Origin of the sequence: Variovorax gracilis, assembly GCF_030317115.1 — a bacterium.
Lineage (GTDB): Bacteria > Pseudomonadota > Gammaproteobacteria > Burkholderiales > Burkholderiaceae_C > Variovorax > Variovorax gracilis.
The window spans coordinates 1-14,569 of sequence record NZ_JASZYF010000063.1 but is presented as its reverse complement, the minus strand read 5'-3'; the positions used below and the strand labels follow the sequence as shown (position 1 = coordinate 14,569).

The 14,569-nt window shown below is 67.2% G+C and carries 15 protein-coding genes; 3 read left to right on the top strand and 12 right to left on the bottom strand.

Going from position 1 to position 14,569, the window contains the following annotated elements; genetic code table 11:
- Positions 1-211 precede the first annotated feature (211 nt).
- Positions 212-517: a hypothetical protein gene (locus QTH97_RS36135; RefSeq protein ID WP_286573549.1), complete on the top strand. Its 306-nt coding sequence runs from the start codon at positions 212-214 to the stop codon at positions 515-517.
- A gap of 71 nt (positions 518-588) precedes the next feature.
- Here QTH97_RS36135 and QTH97_RS36130 read toward each other — a convergent pair whose 3' ends face one another.
- The 11 genes from QTH97_RS36130 to QTH97_RS36080 all read right to left on the bottom strand — a co-directional run bounded on the left by QTH97_RS36130 (position 589) and on the right by QTH97_RS36080 (position 12,420).
- The gene (locus tag QTH97_RS36130; protein ID WP_286573548.1) at positions 589-993 is read right to left on the bottom strand and encodes a type II toxin-antitoxin system VapC family toxin; all 405 of its coding nucleotides are present in this window, start codon (positions 991-993) and stop codon (positions 589-591) included.
- A complete protein-coding gene (locus tag QTH97_RS36125; protein WP_286573546.1) occupies positions 993-1,208 on the bottom strand; it encodes an AbrB/MazE/SpoVT family DNA-binding domain-containing protein in 216 nt (71 codons plus the stop codon). The genes QTH97_RS36130 and QTH97_RS36125 overlap by 1 nt, the downstream gene beginning before the upstream one ends.
- A 130-nt stretch (positions 1,209-1,338) precedes the next feature.
- Entirely contained in the window at positions 1,339-2,946 is a 1,608-nt protein-coding gene (locus tag QTH97_RS36120; RefSeq protein WP_286573544.1) for an AMP-binding protein, read from the bottom strand.
- Between the two features lie 3 nt (positions 2,947-2,949).
- A complete protein-coding gene (locus QTH97_RS36115; RefSeq protein WP_286573542.1) occupies positions 2,950-4,149 on the bottom strand; it encodes an acyl-CoA dehydrogenase family protein in 1,200 nt (399 codons plus the stop codon).
- A gap of 23 nt (positions 4,150-4,172) precedes the next feature.
- Entirely contained in the window at positions 4,173-5,303 is a 1,131-nt protein-coding gene (locus QTH97_RS36110) for an acyl-CoA dehydrogenase family protein (protein ID WP_286573541.1), read from the bottom strand.
- 46 nt (positions 5,304-5,349) lie between these two features.
- On the bottom strand, positions 5,350-6,054 hold the full coding sequence (locus tag QTH97_RS36105) for an ABC transporter ATP-binding protein (protein WP_286573540.1): 705 nt from the start codon (positions 6,052-6,054) through the stop codon (positions 5,350-5,352).
- Positions 6,047-6,820, bottom strand: a complete 774-nt coding sequence (locus QTH97_RS36100; protein WP_286573539.1) for an ABC transporter ATP-binding protein — start codon at positions 6,818-6,820, stop codon at positions 6,047-6,049. Before QTH97_RS36100 ends, QTH97_RS36105 begins: the two co-directional genes overlap by 8 nt.
- Positions 6,817-8,787 carry an ABC transporter permease gene (locus QTH97_RS36095; protein WP_286573538.1) on the bottom strand — a complete coding sequence of 657 codons (1,971 nt, stop codon included), beginning with the start codon at positions 8,785-8,787 and terminating at the stop codon, positions 6,817-6,819. The genes QTH97_RS36100 and QTH97_RS36095 overlap by 4 nt, the downstream gene beginning before the upstream one ends.
- 2 nt (positions 8,788-8,789) lie before the next feature.
- Positions 8,790-10,055 carry an ABC transporter substrate-binding protein gene (locus QTH97_RS36090; protein ID WP_286573537.1) on the bottom strand — a complete coding sequence of 422 codons (1,266 nt, stop codon included), beginning with the start codon at positions 10,053-10,055 and terminating at the stop codon, positions 8,790-8,792.
- 21 nt (positions 10,056-10,076) lie between these two features.
- On the bottom strand, positions 10,077-11,330 hold the full coding sequence (locus QTH97_RS36085; RefSeq protein ID WP_286573536.1) for an ABC transporter substrate-binding protein: 1,254 nt from the start codon (positions 11,328-11,330) through the stop codon (positions 10,077-10,079).
- Between the two features lie 187 nt (positions 11,331-11,517).
- Entirely contained in the window at positions 11,518-12,420 is a 903-nt protein-coding gene (locus QTH97_RS36080; protein WP_286573535.1) for a LysR family transcriptional regulator, read from the bottom strand.
- 176 nt (positions 12,421-12,596) lie between these two features.
- On the opposite strand from QTH97_RS36080, the gene QTH97_RS36075 reads away from it, so the two are divergent.
- Entirely contained in the window at positions 12,597-13,661 is a 1,065-nt protein-coding gene (locus tag QTH97_RS36075) for a phosphotransferase (RefSeq protein ID WP_286573534.1), read from the top strand.
- Between the two features lie 16 nt (positions 13,662-13,677).
- Positions 13,678-14,364, top strand: a complete 687-nt coding sequence (locus QTH97_RS36070; RefSeq protein ID WP_286573533.1) for a hypothetical protein — start codon at positions 13,678-13,680, stop codon at positions 14,362-14,364.
- Positions 14,365-14,379: 15 nt separating this feature from the next.
- Here the strand turns inward: QTH97_RS36070 and QTH97_RS36065 are convergent.
- Positions 14,380-14,569 (bottom strand): hypothetical protein (locus QTH97_RS36065; RefSeq protein WP_286573532.1); only part of this gene is annotated, 190 nt, incomplete at its 5' end.

The following is a 14,569-nucleotide window of genomic DNA, read 5'->3' as shown; positions in this document are numbered from 1 at the left end:
CCGGATGCGTTGTCGGCACTGGACAGCGCATCGCTGGGCGCCCTGCTCCGATTTGCAGCGCGAGCGGCGGCCATCACGTGTTCGCGGCGGGGTGCGGATATGCCTCGGCGGACCGAACTCGGGTGAGCCCGGCCGCGCCTGGGCTTCGCTACCGGTGCATCAGCTCGACGGCCGGTCTGCTGGACGCAGGGCACATCTACAGGAGTTGGCCATGCTCTATACCTACGTCAGCGAGGACGAAGACAAGGATCCGGTCGGCCCGAACCATCCGCTGGACCTGTTCAGCCGGGCGGCCGTGGAGGTCGGACTCATCCGAATTGGCGATCCGCTCGACCAAAACTTGGTCGAGTATGCCAAGCTCGTCGTTCATATGTGCGCAGCGATCGGCGACAACTACTTGCAGCCCGAGAGCCCGGGGGAGACGGTCGGCGATCGCATCCGGGCCGACCTACACGCTCTGTCGGCGCTTGTACGCCGACGCTCTGCCGCGGCCGACGCAGATCCGGCGGACTCTTGAGCCACTGCCGCGAGCGCCCGAGGGCGGGTGTTCACGCCGCCATGCGATGGGGCGGTCCGAGACTTCGCCGCTCAGGTTTCGGGGATCAATTGGCCGGCGCGCAGATTGGATGCGCTGCGGTCGAAGGTGAGCAAGGGCTCTCGTCCGGCAGCAACAGCAAGGGCGGCATGCAGGCAGTCCGCAAAGTCCGCGTTCCAATCGCGAAACCAAGATACCGCCTCTTCGATTGCGCGTTCATCGGAAAACTGGACATCTGACGAAGAAAGCAGATCCACGATGACCTTCTCGATCTCGCCACGAGAAAGCCTGTATCGGGAGCGAAGAACCCACTCCAGTTCCAGAACAACGGTCGTCGGGACAAACGCGGCCTCGCCGGTCCCGACCACGTTCGCAATCGCCAGCATGGCGGCCGCATTTTGGCGGGGATCATCACGAACGATCAGGCGGACGAGGACGTTTGTGTGGAGTGCCGCCATCAAGCGCTCATCTGCTTGATCGAGATGTGCTTGGCACTCTTGGGCTTGACCGCCCCCGCAAGGTCGAGGATTGACTTGGTTTTTGCCCGCACGACGATGGTGCCATCGATGAGAACATGCCAGGTCAGCTTGGCACCTGGCTGGACATTCAAGGCGTCGCGGACCTGCTGAGGAACGGTGGTCTGTCCTTTGGCCGTGACCGTGGAGTCTGCCATGGGCCATCCTTCCAAAACGCCGATTGTAAGGAAGGCCGCTGTGCACAAGTGGGCTCGACCGGATGGCGAGCGGCTCGCGCGTCAGGCGGCACGTCTCGCAAATGGCGCTGATGTCCGCAAAAGGCGACGGCTATCGAATCGATTCCCGCAGCAGCCGGCGCAGCACCTTCCCGGTGCCGCTGGCCGGGAGCGAATCGCGCAACTCCACCTGGCGCGGCACCTTGTAGTGCGACATGTTGTCGCGCGCCCAGCGCATCAGCTCGTCCTGGTCGAGCCCCTTGGCACCCGGTACGACGAAGGCCTTGATGACCTCGCCCTTGTCGGCGTCAGGCACGCCGATGACCGCCACCTGACCCACGTCCGGGTGCAGGATCAGGATCGACTCGACCTCCTCCGGAAAAACGCTGAAGCCCGACACCTTGATCATTTCCTTCACGCGCCCGATGAAGGTCAGATAGCCCTGGTCGTCCATCTTGCCGATGTCGCCGGTGTGGACCCAGCCGTCACGCAGCACCTCCGCCGTCGCATCGGGCCGGTTCCAATAGCCGTGAAACACACCGCGGCTGCGCACGGCGATCTCGCCCGTCTGCCCGACCGGCAGTTCCCGGCCCTCGGGATCGAGGATCTTCAACTCGACGCCGCGGCCCGGAATGCCGTTCGTGCCCCAGCGCACCGCATCGCGCGGCATGAGCACGTCGTTCGTGTGCGTCTCCGAGAGGCCATAGCCCGCCTCGTACACCAGGCAGTCGTTGGCGAAGTCGCTCCAGCGCCTGGCCAGTTCCTCGGTCAGCTTGATGCCGAAGCTGGTGCCCATCGTCGTGTGGAGCGAGGACAGGTCGAATCGCTCCGCGCCAGGCTCGTTCATGGCCGACACCAGCATCGGCGCCATCGCGTACCACCAGCTCACGCGGTGCCGCTCGATGGCCTGGAGCACCGCCAGCGAGTCCATCCGGTTCAGCAGCACCACCGTCGCGCCCGTGTAGGCGAGCATCGTGACGCCGCAGATCATGCCGGCGATGTGATAGAGCGGTGCCACGGCCAGCATCACGTCCTCGTTGCGGATGCGGAACATCTCCTGTCCGACCGCCGTCTTGTAAAGCGCATTGCGGTAGCTGAGCATCGCCCCCTTGGGCATGCCCGTGGTGCCCGAGGTGTAAGTCATCAGCGAGACGTCGTCCATCGACAGCTCCACGGCGGGCGCGACCGGGTTCGCGCGCGTCACGACGGCGTGGAAGTCGATGGTGCCGTCCGGAAGCCGCCCGCGCGCGGCAACGTCGTCGGGCACGCGCAGGCTGGGCGCTTCAGGCAGAAAGTCCGCATAGCGCACGCTGAACACGTGCGGCACCTTCACCCGGTCGGCCACCGACTGCACGATCGGCACCAGATGCTCGGCCACCACGATCGCCTTGGCGCCGAGGTCGCCGACCTGATAGGCGAACTCGTGCGCCTTGAACATCGGGCTGCACGGGCTCACGATGGCGCCGAGCTTCTGGATGCCGAAGTGCGCGATCTGGTACTGCGGGCAGTTCTGCATGAAGAGCGCCACGCGGTCGCCCTTCGACACGCCGCGCTCGTGCAGCGCCTGCGCGAAGGCGTCGCTGAAGCGATCCAACTCGGCATAGCTGATCTCTCGGCCGTACCAGACCAGTGCCGTCTTGTCGGGCTGATGCCGGGCGTGCCCGCGCAGGTACTCGTGAAGCGGCTTTTCGCCCTGGAGGTAGTCAATGTCGTCGTTCATGTTCTAGAGACCCAGCGCATGCTTGGCCATGATGTTTTTTTGAACCTCGGTGCTGCCGCCGTAGATGGTCATCGCACGGCAGAAGAGATAGGTCGCGACCGGCCCGAGCGCGTGCGCGGGCCCGATCACGGCGTCGTCGTTGTGGCCGAAGAGCGCGCCGGGCTGGTAACGCAAGGCATCCGGGCCGCTCGCCTGCACCCGCAGTTCGGTGATGCGCTGGGCGATCTCCGTGCCGCGAATCTTGATGAAGGAGGACTTGCCCGGCCCCGCCGGTGCGCCCGCATGCATGTCCGACAGCGTGCGCAGCAGGCCGATCTCCAACGCCTTGAACTGCACTTCCACCGCACTCATCTCGGCCATGAACGACGCGTCGTCGGCCAACCGCCGACCGTCGCTGCGCACTTCCGATGCCACCCGGCGCAGCTTCTGCAGTTCCTGCGTGATGAAGCGAAGGTTGGCGTTCTCCACCCGCTCGTGCTCCAGCAGGAACTTGGCGTAGGTCCAGCCGCAGCCCTCCTCGCCGATCCGGTTGCGCTTGGGCACCCTCGCGTTGTCGAAGAACACGGCGTTGAGGTAGTGGCGCCCGTCCATCATCCGGATGGGCTGCACCTCCACGCCCGGCGTCTTCATGTCGATCAGCAGGAACGAGATGCCCTGCTGCCGCTTCGCTTCGCGGCCGGTACGCACGAGGCAGAACATCCAGTCGGCATGGTGCGCGAAGGAGGTCCAGATCTTCTGGCCGTTGACGATGTAGTGGTCGCCGTCGTCCTCCGCCGCGGTCTGCAGCGCGGCCAGGTCCGACCCCGCCCCAGGCTCCGAGTAGCCCTGACACCACCAGACGGACGAGTCGCGGATCGCGGGCAGGTGCTCGGCCTTCTGCTGCGGCGTGCCGTAGGTGTAAATCACCGGGCCCACCATGGCAGGCCCGAAGACCTGCACCTCGGGACCATGCATCTCGCCGGCGATGCGATTGAAGATGATCGTCTGCATGGCGCTCCATGCCTGCCCGCCATGTTCGCGCGGCCAGGCGCCGGTGAACCAGCCCTTGCGCCCGAGGATCTTCTGCCATCGCATGTAGTCCTCGCGTTCGAGGTGCCGGTCGAGCCGCACCTTCTCGCGGATGTCCTGCGGCAGTTCCCGCGCGATGAAGTCGCGCACCTCCGCTTCGAATGCCCGTTCCTCGGCCGAAAGATTCAGGTCCATGCCGTGCTCCCTGCTCTTCGGCCTCAGGCCTGCGCGTGGCGCTGCAGGTGCCAGCTCATGTCGCCGAAGGTGACGCCGATCATCGACAGGCGCTTGAAGTAGTGGCCGACGGCGAGCTCTTCCGTCACGCCCATCGCGCCGTGCAGTTGCACCGCCTCCTGGCCGACGCGGCGCGCGGTCCGGTCGATCTCGATCTTGGTGGCCGACAGCGCCTTGCGGCGTACGGCCGCATCGGCCTCGCCGAGCATCAGCGCGCCGTACAGCGCCATGGAGCGCGCCTCGTCGAGCGCGATATACATGTCGACCATGCGATGCTGCAGCGCCTGGTTGGTACCGATCGCCCGGCCGAACTGCTGGCGCGTCTTGAGGTAGTCGAGCGTCATGTCGACCAGCGAACTCATCGCGCCCACCGCTTCGGACGCGATGGCCGCAATCGCCTGGTCGATCACGAGTTCCAGCGCCGGGTAGGCCGCGCCCTCTTCGCCCATGCGCCGCGACGCATCGACCCGCACGCCCTCGAACACGAGATCGGCGGCGCGGCTGCCGTCGTGCGTGGCATAGGGGCGCACTTCGAGTCCCGCCGCCTTGGCATCGACCACGAGCGCGGTCAGGCCGGCGCTGTCCGACGACTCGCCGCAGGTGCGCGCAACGACGACGTAGCAATCCGCCACCGCGCCCCCGTGGACGAAGGACTTGCGCCCGTCGATGCGGTAGCCGTCGCCTTCGCGCCGCGCGGTCACCTCGCAATGCGCGAGTTCGTAACGCGACGCGGGTTCCGCGTACGCCAACGCCAGCTTGTGGGCCCCGACCATCATCGGCTGCAGCCACTGCGCTTTCTGCTCCGCGCTCCCCAGCGCGGACAGCATGCCGCCGGCGAGCACGACATTCGCCAGGTAGGGCTCCAGCAGCAGGCCACGACCGATGCCTTCCATCACGATGCCGGTGTCCGTCGCGTCGCCGCCGATGCCGCCGTCCTCCTCACTGAAGGGCACGGCGAGCCATCCGAATTCGGCGTAGCGGCGCCAGCAGCGCTCGTCGTGGCCGCTGTCGCTCGCCACCAGCTTGCGGCGGTGCGCGAAGTCGTATTCCTCTCGCACGAAGCGCTCGACGCTTTGGCGCAACTGGTTTTGTTCCGGGGTGTACTGGAGGTCCATGGGGTCTGGAGGTTGACGTTGAAACGTGGGTGATTCGGGCGAAGGCTCAGAGCGCGAGGTAGCGCTGCTGCACCTGCGGATTGCGGTCGAAGTGCGCCCAGTCGCCCTCGAACACCACGCGGCCGGTGTCGATCACGTAGACGTACTGGGTGCAGCGGCGGGCGAACCAGATGTTCTGTTCGCACAGCAGCAGCGCGACGTTGCCCTCGGTGCAGGTGCGCACGACGTCGCGCGCCATCTCCTCGACGATGATGGGCGCGAGCCCTTCGGTCGGCTCGTCGAGCAGCAGCAGGCTCGGGTTCGCTGCCATGGCGCGCGCGACGGCGAGCAGTTGCTGCTGACCGCCACTGAGCTGGCCGCCGTAGCGCTGCTGCAGCGGCACCAGCATCGGAAAGCGGGCCATGATGTCGGCCACCGGCACGGCCGGCCGCGTGGGGGAGGCACCGTAGCGCGCCATGGCGATGTTCTCCGCCACTGTCAGGTGCGTGAAGATGCGCCGGTCTTCCGGCACCAGCGACAGGCCCATGCGGGTGCGCTGGTGCGTCGGCACGCCGTGCAGGTCCTTGCCGTCGAAACGCAGGATGCCGCGCACGCGTGGGCCCGCATTCATCACGCTCTTCAGCAGGGTCGACTTGCCCGCGCCGTTGCGCCCGAGCAGCGCGACGCGCTGGCCGGCCCTCACCGAGACCTGCGCGCCGTGCAGGATGTGGCTGTCGCCGTAGAAGGCGTCGAGTTCGCGGACTTCAAGCACCGACCATCTCCTTGCCGAGGTAGACCTCGCGAACCTTCGGATCACCACGCACTTCGTCGACCGTGCCGGTGGACACGACTTCGCCATAGTTCATGACCATGATGCGGTGGGCGAGCCCGAACACCACGTCCATGTCGTGCTCAGTCATCACGACGGTGATGCCGCGCTCCTTCTGCGTGCGCGAGACCAGTTGCGCGATGTCGGCGCGGTCGCTCGGCGACATGCCGGCGGTGGGCTCGTCGAGCATCAGGATGGTCGGCCTGCCGGCCAGCGCAATCACGAATTCCAGCCGCTTCTTGTCGCCGTGCGACAGAAAGCGCGCGGCCTCCCCCGCGAGCGTGTGCAGCTTGACGTCCTCGAGCAGCGCCAACGCTTCGTCTCGCACCTCGGCCGACGGCGCGCAGCGCCAGCGCGAGCCCAGCGGTTCGCGGCGGTGCTGCCGACGCGCCTCGACCGCGGCGATCACGTTGTCGAGCACGGTGAAGTCATGGAAGACGCGCGCCACCTGGAAGGTACGGCCGAAGCCCTCGCGCACGCGGTCGTGCGCCGGCAAGCGCGTGACGTCCTTGCCCCCGAAGTGGATGGTGCCGCCGTTGGCCGGCACCTCGCCGGTCATGACCTTGAACATCGTGGTCTTGCCCGCGCCGTTCGGCCCGATGATGGCGAAGACCTCGCCTGCCGCGACCGACAGGCTCACGCCATGCAGTACCTCGATGGGGCCATAGTTCTTGCGCACGCCCTCGACGCGCAGCAGCTCGGCGCTCATCGTGCGCCTCCCGCCTCGAGATGGGCGACGGCAGGCCCGCGCGCATCCTTGGGCGGCTCCGCCGCCACCGGCCCACGCGGCTTGCGGCCCCACAGCCGCTCCTCGACATTGCGCCAGAGCCCGACCGCGCCATTGGGCGCCAGCAGGATGATGGCGAGCAGGCCGGTGCCGACGATGAGCTCCGACAGGCCGACCAGCGTGCGCGTCGCATAGGTGATGGTCGCGAAGAGCCCTGCGCCGACGACCGGCCCCCAGAAGGAGCTGACGCCACCCAGCAGTGTGTTCAGCATCGGCTGCGCGGAGGCCAGCCAGTGCACCTCCTCGACCGTGACGATGCGCGACCACGGCGCATAGAGCGCCCCGGCGACGGCAGCGACGGCGCCCGAGATGACGAACGCCGCGAGCCGATAGCGCGCAACGTTCGTGCCCATGAAGGCGGCGCGCTCCGCGTCCTGCCGCACCGTCTGCAAGGTGCGGCCGAAGCGGCTGTGCAGCAGCCACCACAGGAAGGCGGTGATCAGCACCGTCGCGGCCAGCAGGAACCAGTAGTAGGCATTGGAGCTGGCGAGATCGATGCGGAACAGGCCGAAGTCCAGCGCGGGACGCGGGATGTCGGTGATCCCGTCCTCGCGGCCGAGGAAGGTCGAGAAGCCGATGATGAGTCGGAGCGCCTCGGCGAGCGCCACCGTCAGCACCGCGAGAAACACCCCGCTCATGCGCCGCAGCGCCAGCACGCCGATGACCCACGCCGCGATCGCGCCCAGCAATGCCGCACCCGCGAGTACGCCCAGAAACGGGACGCCCGCGATGTGGCGCAACGCCAGCGCCGCGAGATACGCGCCGATGGCGAAGAAGCCCGCGTGCCCGAAGGACACCAGCCCCGTGTAGCCGAAGAGGATGTTCCACGACAGCGCGAAGATCACCTGGACCAGCACCGTGCCGACCACATACAGCGGGCCGGCATTGACCCACAACGGCAAGGTCGCGAGCACGCCGACCGTCGCCACGCCCAGCACCTGCCACACGCCGCGCGAAATGCGCGGGCGATGCAGCGCGCCCGAGCCATGGGCCTCGGCGCCCGCTTCTGCCTGCGCACCCACGGCAGGGAACAGGCCACTGGGCTTCCACAGCAGGAATGCGGCCAGCACCACGTAGATGGCCAGGCCCGGGACCGACGGCAGCAGCACCGTGTTGAGACTTTGCACCAGTCCCAGCACCAGTGAGCCGATGAACGCGCCGCGGATGTTGCCGAGCCCGCCGATGATCACGGCGAAGAATGCGTACATCAGGTAGGAATCGCCCAGCCCGGTCGAGAGGCTCTGGTTGGGCAGCAGCAAGCCCCCCGCGAGACCGGCGAGGAAGAAGCTCGCCATCACGCTCAGGGCGATGCCGAAGGACACATTGAGCCCGAGCACGCCCGCCATCCACGGATCGGCCGCGAGCGCCTGCATGAGCTTGCCGAACCACATGCGATGGATCGCCAGTTCAAGCACGATGTAGACCACCAGCCCCGCCGCGATCACGAAGATCTGGTAGGCCGAGAAGAACATGCCGAAGGGGTTGAGCGGCTGGTCCAGGCCAGGCGGTGGGTTGACCGAGAAGAAGTCCACGCCCCAGATGAGCTTGGTGACGCCCGTGCAGACCATCATCAGCGCGAAGGTGGCGATGAGCACGTAGTGCGGATCGACGTTGCGCAGCCGGCGCAGCACCAGCCGGTCGGTCACCAGCCCCAGCAGCGCGACGACGATGCCGCCCACCAGCGCGGCGAGCAGGAACATCCCGAGCGACTGCACGTCGCGCCCCATCACCGAATAGGCGGTGTACGCGCCGATCATGAAAAAGCCACCCTGCGCCATGTTCAGCAGGCGCATCAGGCCGAAGATGAGCGTCAAGCCCGCGGCGACCACGAAGATCGCCATGCCGAACGCCGCGGCATTGAACACCGCGAACATGAGTTCATTGACCACGCTCAGCCCTCGTACTTCTTGCCCGGCGCCGCGGGTTCGACGATCTCGGTCTCGTCCAGCCGGACCACCTGCTCCAGGCCGTAACCCGGCGCCGCATCGCGCGCGCCGATCTTGGCGAAGTAGAAGGAGCCGATGCCCTGGTGGTCTTCCTTGCGGATGCGGTAGGGCCCCGCCGCCGTGTCGAACTGGAGGCCTTCGAGCGCCAGGATCACGGCGTCCGTCTCGGTCGAGTTCGCCTTCTTCACCGCGTTGAAGATCGCCAGCGCCGAGCGGTGCGAGGCCTGCACGATGCCAGGCACGAAGGGCGTGCCGGCGACCTTGACGATGTACTCGCTCAAGTCCTTGCTCACCGGGAACTGGCTCTTGAAGGGCTCCAGCTCCGGCGCCCAGAAGGTCACGCCCCACAGGTTCTGCGGGGTCGACTTCTGCATGGCCTTGGCGATCATCAGCTCCGTGCCGGCTTCGCCGATGACCTTGAACTTCTTGTCCATGCCGACCGCGCGCCCCTGCTGCAGCAAGCTCACGCAGGGTGCCGCGGTCAGGCCGATGAACAGACCCTCGGCGCCCGAGTTCATCAGGTTGTTGATCTCGATCTTGTAGTCGGCCTTGTTGAGGCTCGCGAACACGGGCTCCATCACCTTGACCTTGCGCCCGCTCTTGGCGGCCGCCTGCTCGACCCCAGCCTTGAAGTAGCGGGCCACATCGCGGCCGTTCTCGCTGTCGGGCGCGATCACGGCCCAGGTCTGCACGTCGGTGAACTTGCTCGTCATCAGGTTGCCGATGCCGCCGTAGAGCATCAGGGCGTTCGACGACAGGCGGAAGAAGTTGCGGCTGAAGTTCTCGTGCGTCACCGACATCACGCTCGGCGCGGGCGCCACCACCACGCTCTTGAGCTCGCCGAGGATCGGGGCGATCGCCAGCGCCATGGGCGACTGGCCGGCGCCGATGGAGACGTTGACGCCCTCGCCCGCCAGCTCGCGCACCGCGCTCACCGCACCGGCGCTCGTGAACTTGTCGTCGCGCACCACGATCTCGATCTGGCGGCCCAGCAGCCCGCCGTTTGCGTTCCATTGAAGCTGCGCAGCCTTGATGCCGTTGAGCCAGGCGGCGCCGGCCTCCGCGCCGATGCCGCTCATGGGCAGCATCGCCCCGATCTTGACCGGCGTGCCCTGCGCGTGGGCAAGGGAAGCGAACCGCGTGCCGGCGGCGCCTAGCACGGCGGCCGCGCTCGCGGCCTGGATGAGGGTTCGGCGCTTCAGTGATGTCATGGCTGTATCTCCGCGTGACGCTTACATCGAGATGGCTTTGCCGGGGGATGGCGGCTCGGCCACGTCGGCTTCGTTGTAGGCAATGGCATCGACGATGCCGTAGCCCGGGTCGGCCTCGCGCGCGCCCACCTTGGCGATGTAGGCGGTGCCAAGGCCCTGGTGGTCTTCCTTGCGCACGTGGTAGGAGCCCACCGCGGTGTCGAAGGTGAGGCCCTCCAGCGCGGCGATGACGGCGTCCGTGTCGGTGCTGCCGGCTTTCTGGATGGCGTTGAAGAGTCCGAGCGCGCAGCGGTGGCTGGACTGCACGATGCTCGGCGGGTTCTTGTCACCGGTGAGTTTCACGTAGCCGTCGTAGAGCGGCGTGCTCAGCGGGTTGCGCTTGCCGGCCTCGGTCCCCGGCACCCAGTAGCTGATGCTCCAGAGATTGGCCGGTGTGGACTTCTGCATCGCCTTGGCGATCATCAGCTCGGTGCCCGCGTCGCCGATGACCTTGAACTTCTTGTCCATGCCGACCGAGCGCCCCTGCTGCAGCAGGCTGATGCAGGGTGCGGCCGTGAGCCCGACGAACAGACCCTGCGAGGGCGCGTTCATGAGGCTGTTGATCTCGACCTTGTAGTCAGACTTGTTGAGGCTGGCGAACACCGGGTCGAGCACCTTCACCTGGCGGCCGGCCTTCGCGGCGGCACGCTGCACGCCGATGGTGAAGAAGCGCGCCATGTCGCGGCCGTTCTCGCTGTCGGGAACGATGCACGACCACGTCTCCACCTCCTTGAAGCGGTCGGTGAGCATGTTGCCGATGCCTGCGAAGGCGATGTAGGCGTTCCACGACAGGCGGAAGAAGTTGCGTTGGAAGTTCTCGTGCGTCAGCGACATCACGGTCGGGCACGGCGCGACCATCATGGCCTTGAGCTCGGGAAGGATGGGTGCCGTCGCCAGCGCCATCGGCGACTGCGAGCCGCCGATCAGCAGGTTGACGCCGCTTCCCGCCAGCTCTCGCGCCGCGGCGACGGCGCCGGCGCTGGTGAACTTGTCGTCCCGCACGACCAGCTCCACCGGCCGCTGGAGCACGCCGCCCTTCGCGTTCCATTGCTCGGCGGCAACTTTCGCGCCGGCCAGCCAGGCCGCGCCGGCTTCCGCGCCGATGCCGCTCATCGGGAGCATCACGCCGATTCGCACGGGCCCGGACTGCGCCCGGGCGGTCTGCCACGCAGGCAGGCCCAGCACACCAACGGCAGCGGCGGTGGACCGGAGGAAGTGGCGCCTCTTCATGGACATCGATGTCTCCTTCGTTGACGCTCCGGAATTTCCTTCGCGTAATTTGTTATAACAGATGTCAATTTACGGGCATGCACGAAAAGCCGTACTGGCGTAAACCCTCATGCGAAACATTCAGGCGTGCGACTGCACGGCTCGGGCCAGCCGCGCCCAGACATCCAGGGAGACGAGGAAGGCGCCGTGGCGCTCAGCGCACGCAGCAGCGCATCAGCACCGCGCGCAGCCAGCGGTTGGCGGCGTCGTTGTCGGTACTGGCGTGCCAGTACATGTAGGCATCCATCGAGGACAGCGGCACCGGAAAGGCCATCACCTGGTTGCCGAACTGGCGGTTGGCCATGTGCGCGTAGCTCTCCGGCATCGTGAGCACCAGGTCGGTCTCCGACACCGTGCGGCAGGCCGCGAAGTAGAACTGGCACCGCAGCGCGACCTGGCGCTGCACGCCCATGCGGCGCAGCTCGATGTCCTCGAAGCCCGGCCCCTGGCGCCGCGAGGTCACGAGGATGTGGCGCTGCGCCAGGTAGGTGTCGAGGTCCACCGAGCCGTGGATGGCAGGATGCCCCTTGCGGGCGACCACGGCCATGCCGTCGACGCTGATGCGCTTGACCTTCACCGCATCCGACAAGGGCAGCAGGACATCGACCGCCACATCGAGCGTGCCGGCCGCCAGCTCGCTTTCAAGGCTTCGCCGATTGGCGCGCACGCCGGAGACCTCGACTTCCGGCGCCTCGATGGCGAGCGCGCGCATCAGCGGCGGCATCACCGTGGACTCCATGTAGTCGCGCAGTCCGATCACGAAACGCTTCTTCGCGATGGCCGGCTCGAAGCTCTGCGTGTCGTTGAGCAGCGAGCCGATCGACTGCAGCGAGCCACGCAGCGGATCGATCAGGCGCTTGGTGAGCGGCGTGGGCACCATCTTGTGGCCCTGCCGCTCGAACAGGGGGTCGTTGAAGAGATCGCGCAGCCGAGCCAGCGCGTGGCTGATGGCAGGCTGCGTCAGGTGCAGCTTTTCCGCCGCCTTGGTGATGCCGCCTTCGGTGTAGATGGTGTCCAGCACCACGAGCAGGTTGAGATCCACTCTCGAGATATGCATTCGCTGTATCCAGGTCCATTCCAAGCGTTCATTGGCGTTCAGGGCACCGGTGCCCTTAGGCTGTCTCCTGAGAACGCGCACCATCATGCCGCGAGATGACCCGTGCGCGCATTCACCGAGGAGACAAGTCCCATGATCCCTTTGTTTGGCCCGCCGCCGCGCGGCCCCCTTGCCCCATGAGCGACGAGTTCAGCGGAACGATGGAAGTCCAGGAGCGGCAACGCTTCGACGAGGCCTCCCTGCGGCAGTGGTTCGCCTCGCATGTCGATGCGGACGCCGGCAAGGGCTTCCGCGTCTCGCAGTTCAAGGGCGGGCAATCGAATCCGACCTTTCTGGTCGAGGTCGCCCAGCGTCGCTACGTGGTGCGGCGCAAGCCCTCGGGCGAGCTGCTGCCGTCCGCGCACGCAGTGGATCGCGAGTTCCGGGTCATGAAGGCGCTGGCCGGCACCGACGTGCCGGCGCCGCGCGTGCATGCCCTGTGCGAGGACGGTGCGGTCATGGGCACCGCGTTCTACGTCATGGACTACGTGGATGGCCGCATCCTGTGGGACCCCAAGCTGCCCGGCGCGAGCAATGCCGAGCGAACCCGCATCTGCGACGACATGAACAGGGTTCTCGCCGCGCTGCACGAGGTCGACGTCCAGGCGGTGGGCCTGGGCGACTACGGTCGCACCGGCAACTACATCGAGCGCCAGATCGCGCGCTGGACCCGCCAGTACCGCGCCAGCGAGACGGAACGCATCGAGGCCGTCGAGAACCTCGTCGAATGGCTGCCGAAGCACATGCCGCCGGAGACCGCGACGCGCATCGTCCACGGCGACTTCCGCCTCGACAACCTGGTGTTCGCGCACGACGCGCCGCGGGTCATCGCCGTACTCGACTGGGAGCTGTCGACGCTCGGCGACCCGATGGCCGACTTCGCATACCACTGCATGGCGTGGCAATTGCCGCCGCCGTTCCGCGGACTCGGCGACCTCTCGCGCGTGCAACTCGCGGCCCTGGGATTGCCGTCCGAGGAGCGCTACCTCGCACGCTACTGCGAGCGCCGGCGGCTGCCCGCCGTGACCGCGGCAGCGTGGCGCTTCTACACGGCCTTCAACCTGTTTCGCGCGGCAGCCATCGCGCAGGGAATCATGGGCCGGGCCCTGGCGGGCAATGCCTCGAACGCCCATGCGCTGGAGGCCGGCAAGCAGGCCAGGCAGTTGGCGGAGTTGGGCTGGCAACGCGCCGCAGAGGGCTGATCCGGGGATGCCGCCCGTGTTTGCCCCTGCTCGCTTCCGTGGCCTGAAGGTCGGAGTCGCCGATGACCAGGCGGCGGCGTCGGTTTTCGAGAGGATCTTCGGCGCGCAGGTCGCGCCGGCGTCTTCTGGCGACTCGCGGCGCGGGTCACGCTTCCTCTTCGATGACCTGTGGGTCGAGCTGCGTGCCGCTTCGAGCGACACGCTGGACCTGCGCTGCGACGACCTCGACACGCAGCGCACGCACCTGCAACAGCTCGGAATCGAAGCGCTCGATGGTTCGGCGCTGGGCTGCAAGCCCTGCCTGCGCGTGGATGCGATGGACACCGGCGCCTGCACCGTCGACTTGCGTGAGAACGCCCCGCAGCAAGACCGCGCCTCCGCGGACTGCATGGCGCGCCTCTGCGGTCTTGAACTGGCGGTACGGGCACCGGAACGCGTGGCGCTTCACTGGACCCAGCTGTTCCACGCGCGACCCTTCCGCGACGAGGACGGCGTGCCTTCGCTCAGGCTCGGCGATTTCCGCCTGCGCTTCAACTCGGCCCCGGACGGCGTCACGGGCGTGACCGCACTGGATTTCGCCACGAGCGCATTCGAGGCCCTGGTGCGCAACGCGTCGTCGCAAGGCTTCAGCGTCGGCATCGAAGCCCATCACGCTGCCTTCAGCGCGCTGGGCATCGCCTTCAGGCTTCGATCGGATCGATAGAAGCCTGCCGCAGGTTCAGCTGAACGACTTGCCTTCGGCCACCAGCTTCTGGATCCGCGGCGCGGGCTGCCAGAAGCTCGCGTCGTCGCGCGGGTTCTTGGCAAAGCGCTTCATCGATTCGGCCACGTTGTACAGGCCCACCTGGCTCGCGTAGTGCATCGGGCCACCGCGCCAGATCGGGAAGCCGTAGCCCGTGAGATACACC

Excerpts from the sequence above, each read along its gene's own strand:
- QTH97_RS36135 (WP_286573549.1), top strand. The coding sequence starts at position 212 with ATGCTCTATACCTACGTCAGCGAGGACGAAGACAAGGATCCGGTCGGC.
- QTH97_RS36130 (WP_286573548.1), bottom strand. The coding sequence starts at position 993 with ATGGCGGCACTCCACACAAACGTCCTCGTCCGCCTGATCGTTCGTGAT.
- QTH97_RS36125 (WP_286573546.1), bottom strand. The coding sequence starts at position 1,208 with ATGGCAGACTCCACGGTCACGGCCAAAGGACAGACCACCGTTCCTCAG.
- QTH97_RS36120 (WP_286573544.1), bottom strand. The coding sequence starts at position 2,946 with ATGAACGACGACATTGACTACCTCCAGGGCGAAAAGCCGCTTCACGAG.
- QTH97_RS36115 (WP_286573542.1), bottom strand. The coding sequence starts at position 4,149 with ATGGACCTGAATCTTTCGGCCGAGGAACGGGCATTCGAAGCGGAGGTG.
- QTH97_RS36110 (WP_286573541.1), bottom strand. The coding sequence starts at position 5,303 with ATGGACCTCCAGTACACCCCGGAACAAAACCAGTTGCGCCAAAGCGTC.
- QTH97_RS36100 (WP_286573539.1), bottom strand. The coding sequence starts at position 6,820 with ATGAGCGCCGAGCTGCTGCGCGTCGAGGGCGTGCGCAAGAACTATGGC.
- QTH97_RS36090 (WP_286573537.1), bottom strand. The coding sequence starts at position 10,055 with ATGACATCACTGAAGCGCCGAACCCTCATCCAGGCCGCGAGCGCGGCC.
- QTH97_RS36085 (WP_286573536.1), bottom strand. The coding sequence starts at position 11,330 with ATGTCCATGAAGAGGCGCCACTTCCTCCGGTCCACCGCCGCTGCCGTT.
- QTH97_RS36080 (WP_286573535.1), bottom strand. The coding sequence starts at position 12,420 with ATGCATATCTCGAGAGTGGATCTCAACCTGCTCGTGGTGCTGGACACC.
- QTH97_RS36075 (WP_286573534.1), top strand. The coding sequence starts at position 12,597 with ATGAGCGACGAGTTCAGCGGAACGATGGAAGTCCAGGAGCGGCAACGC.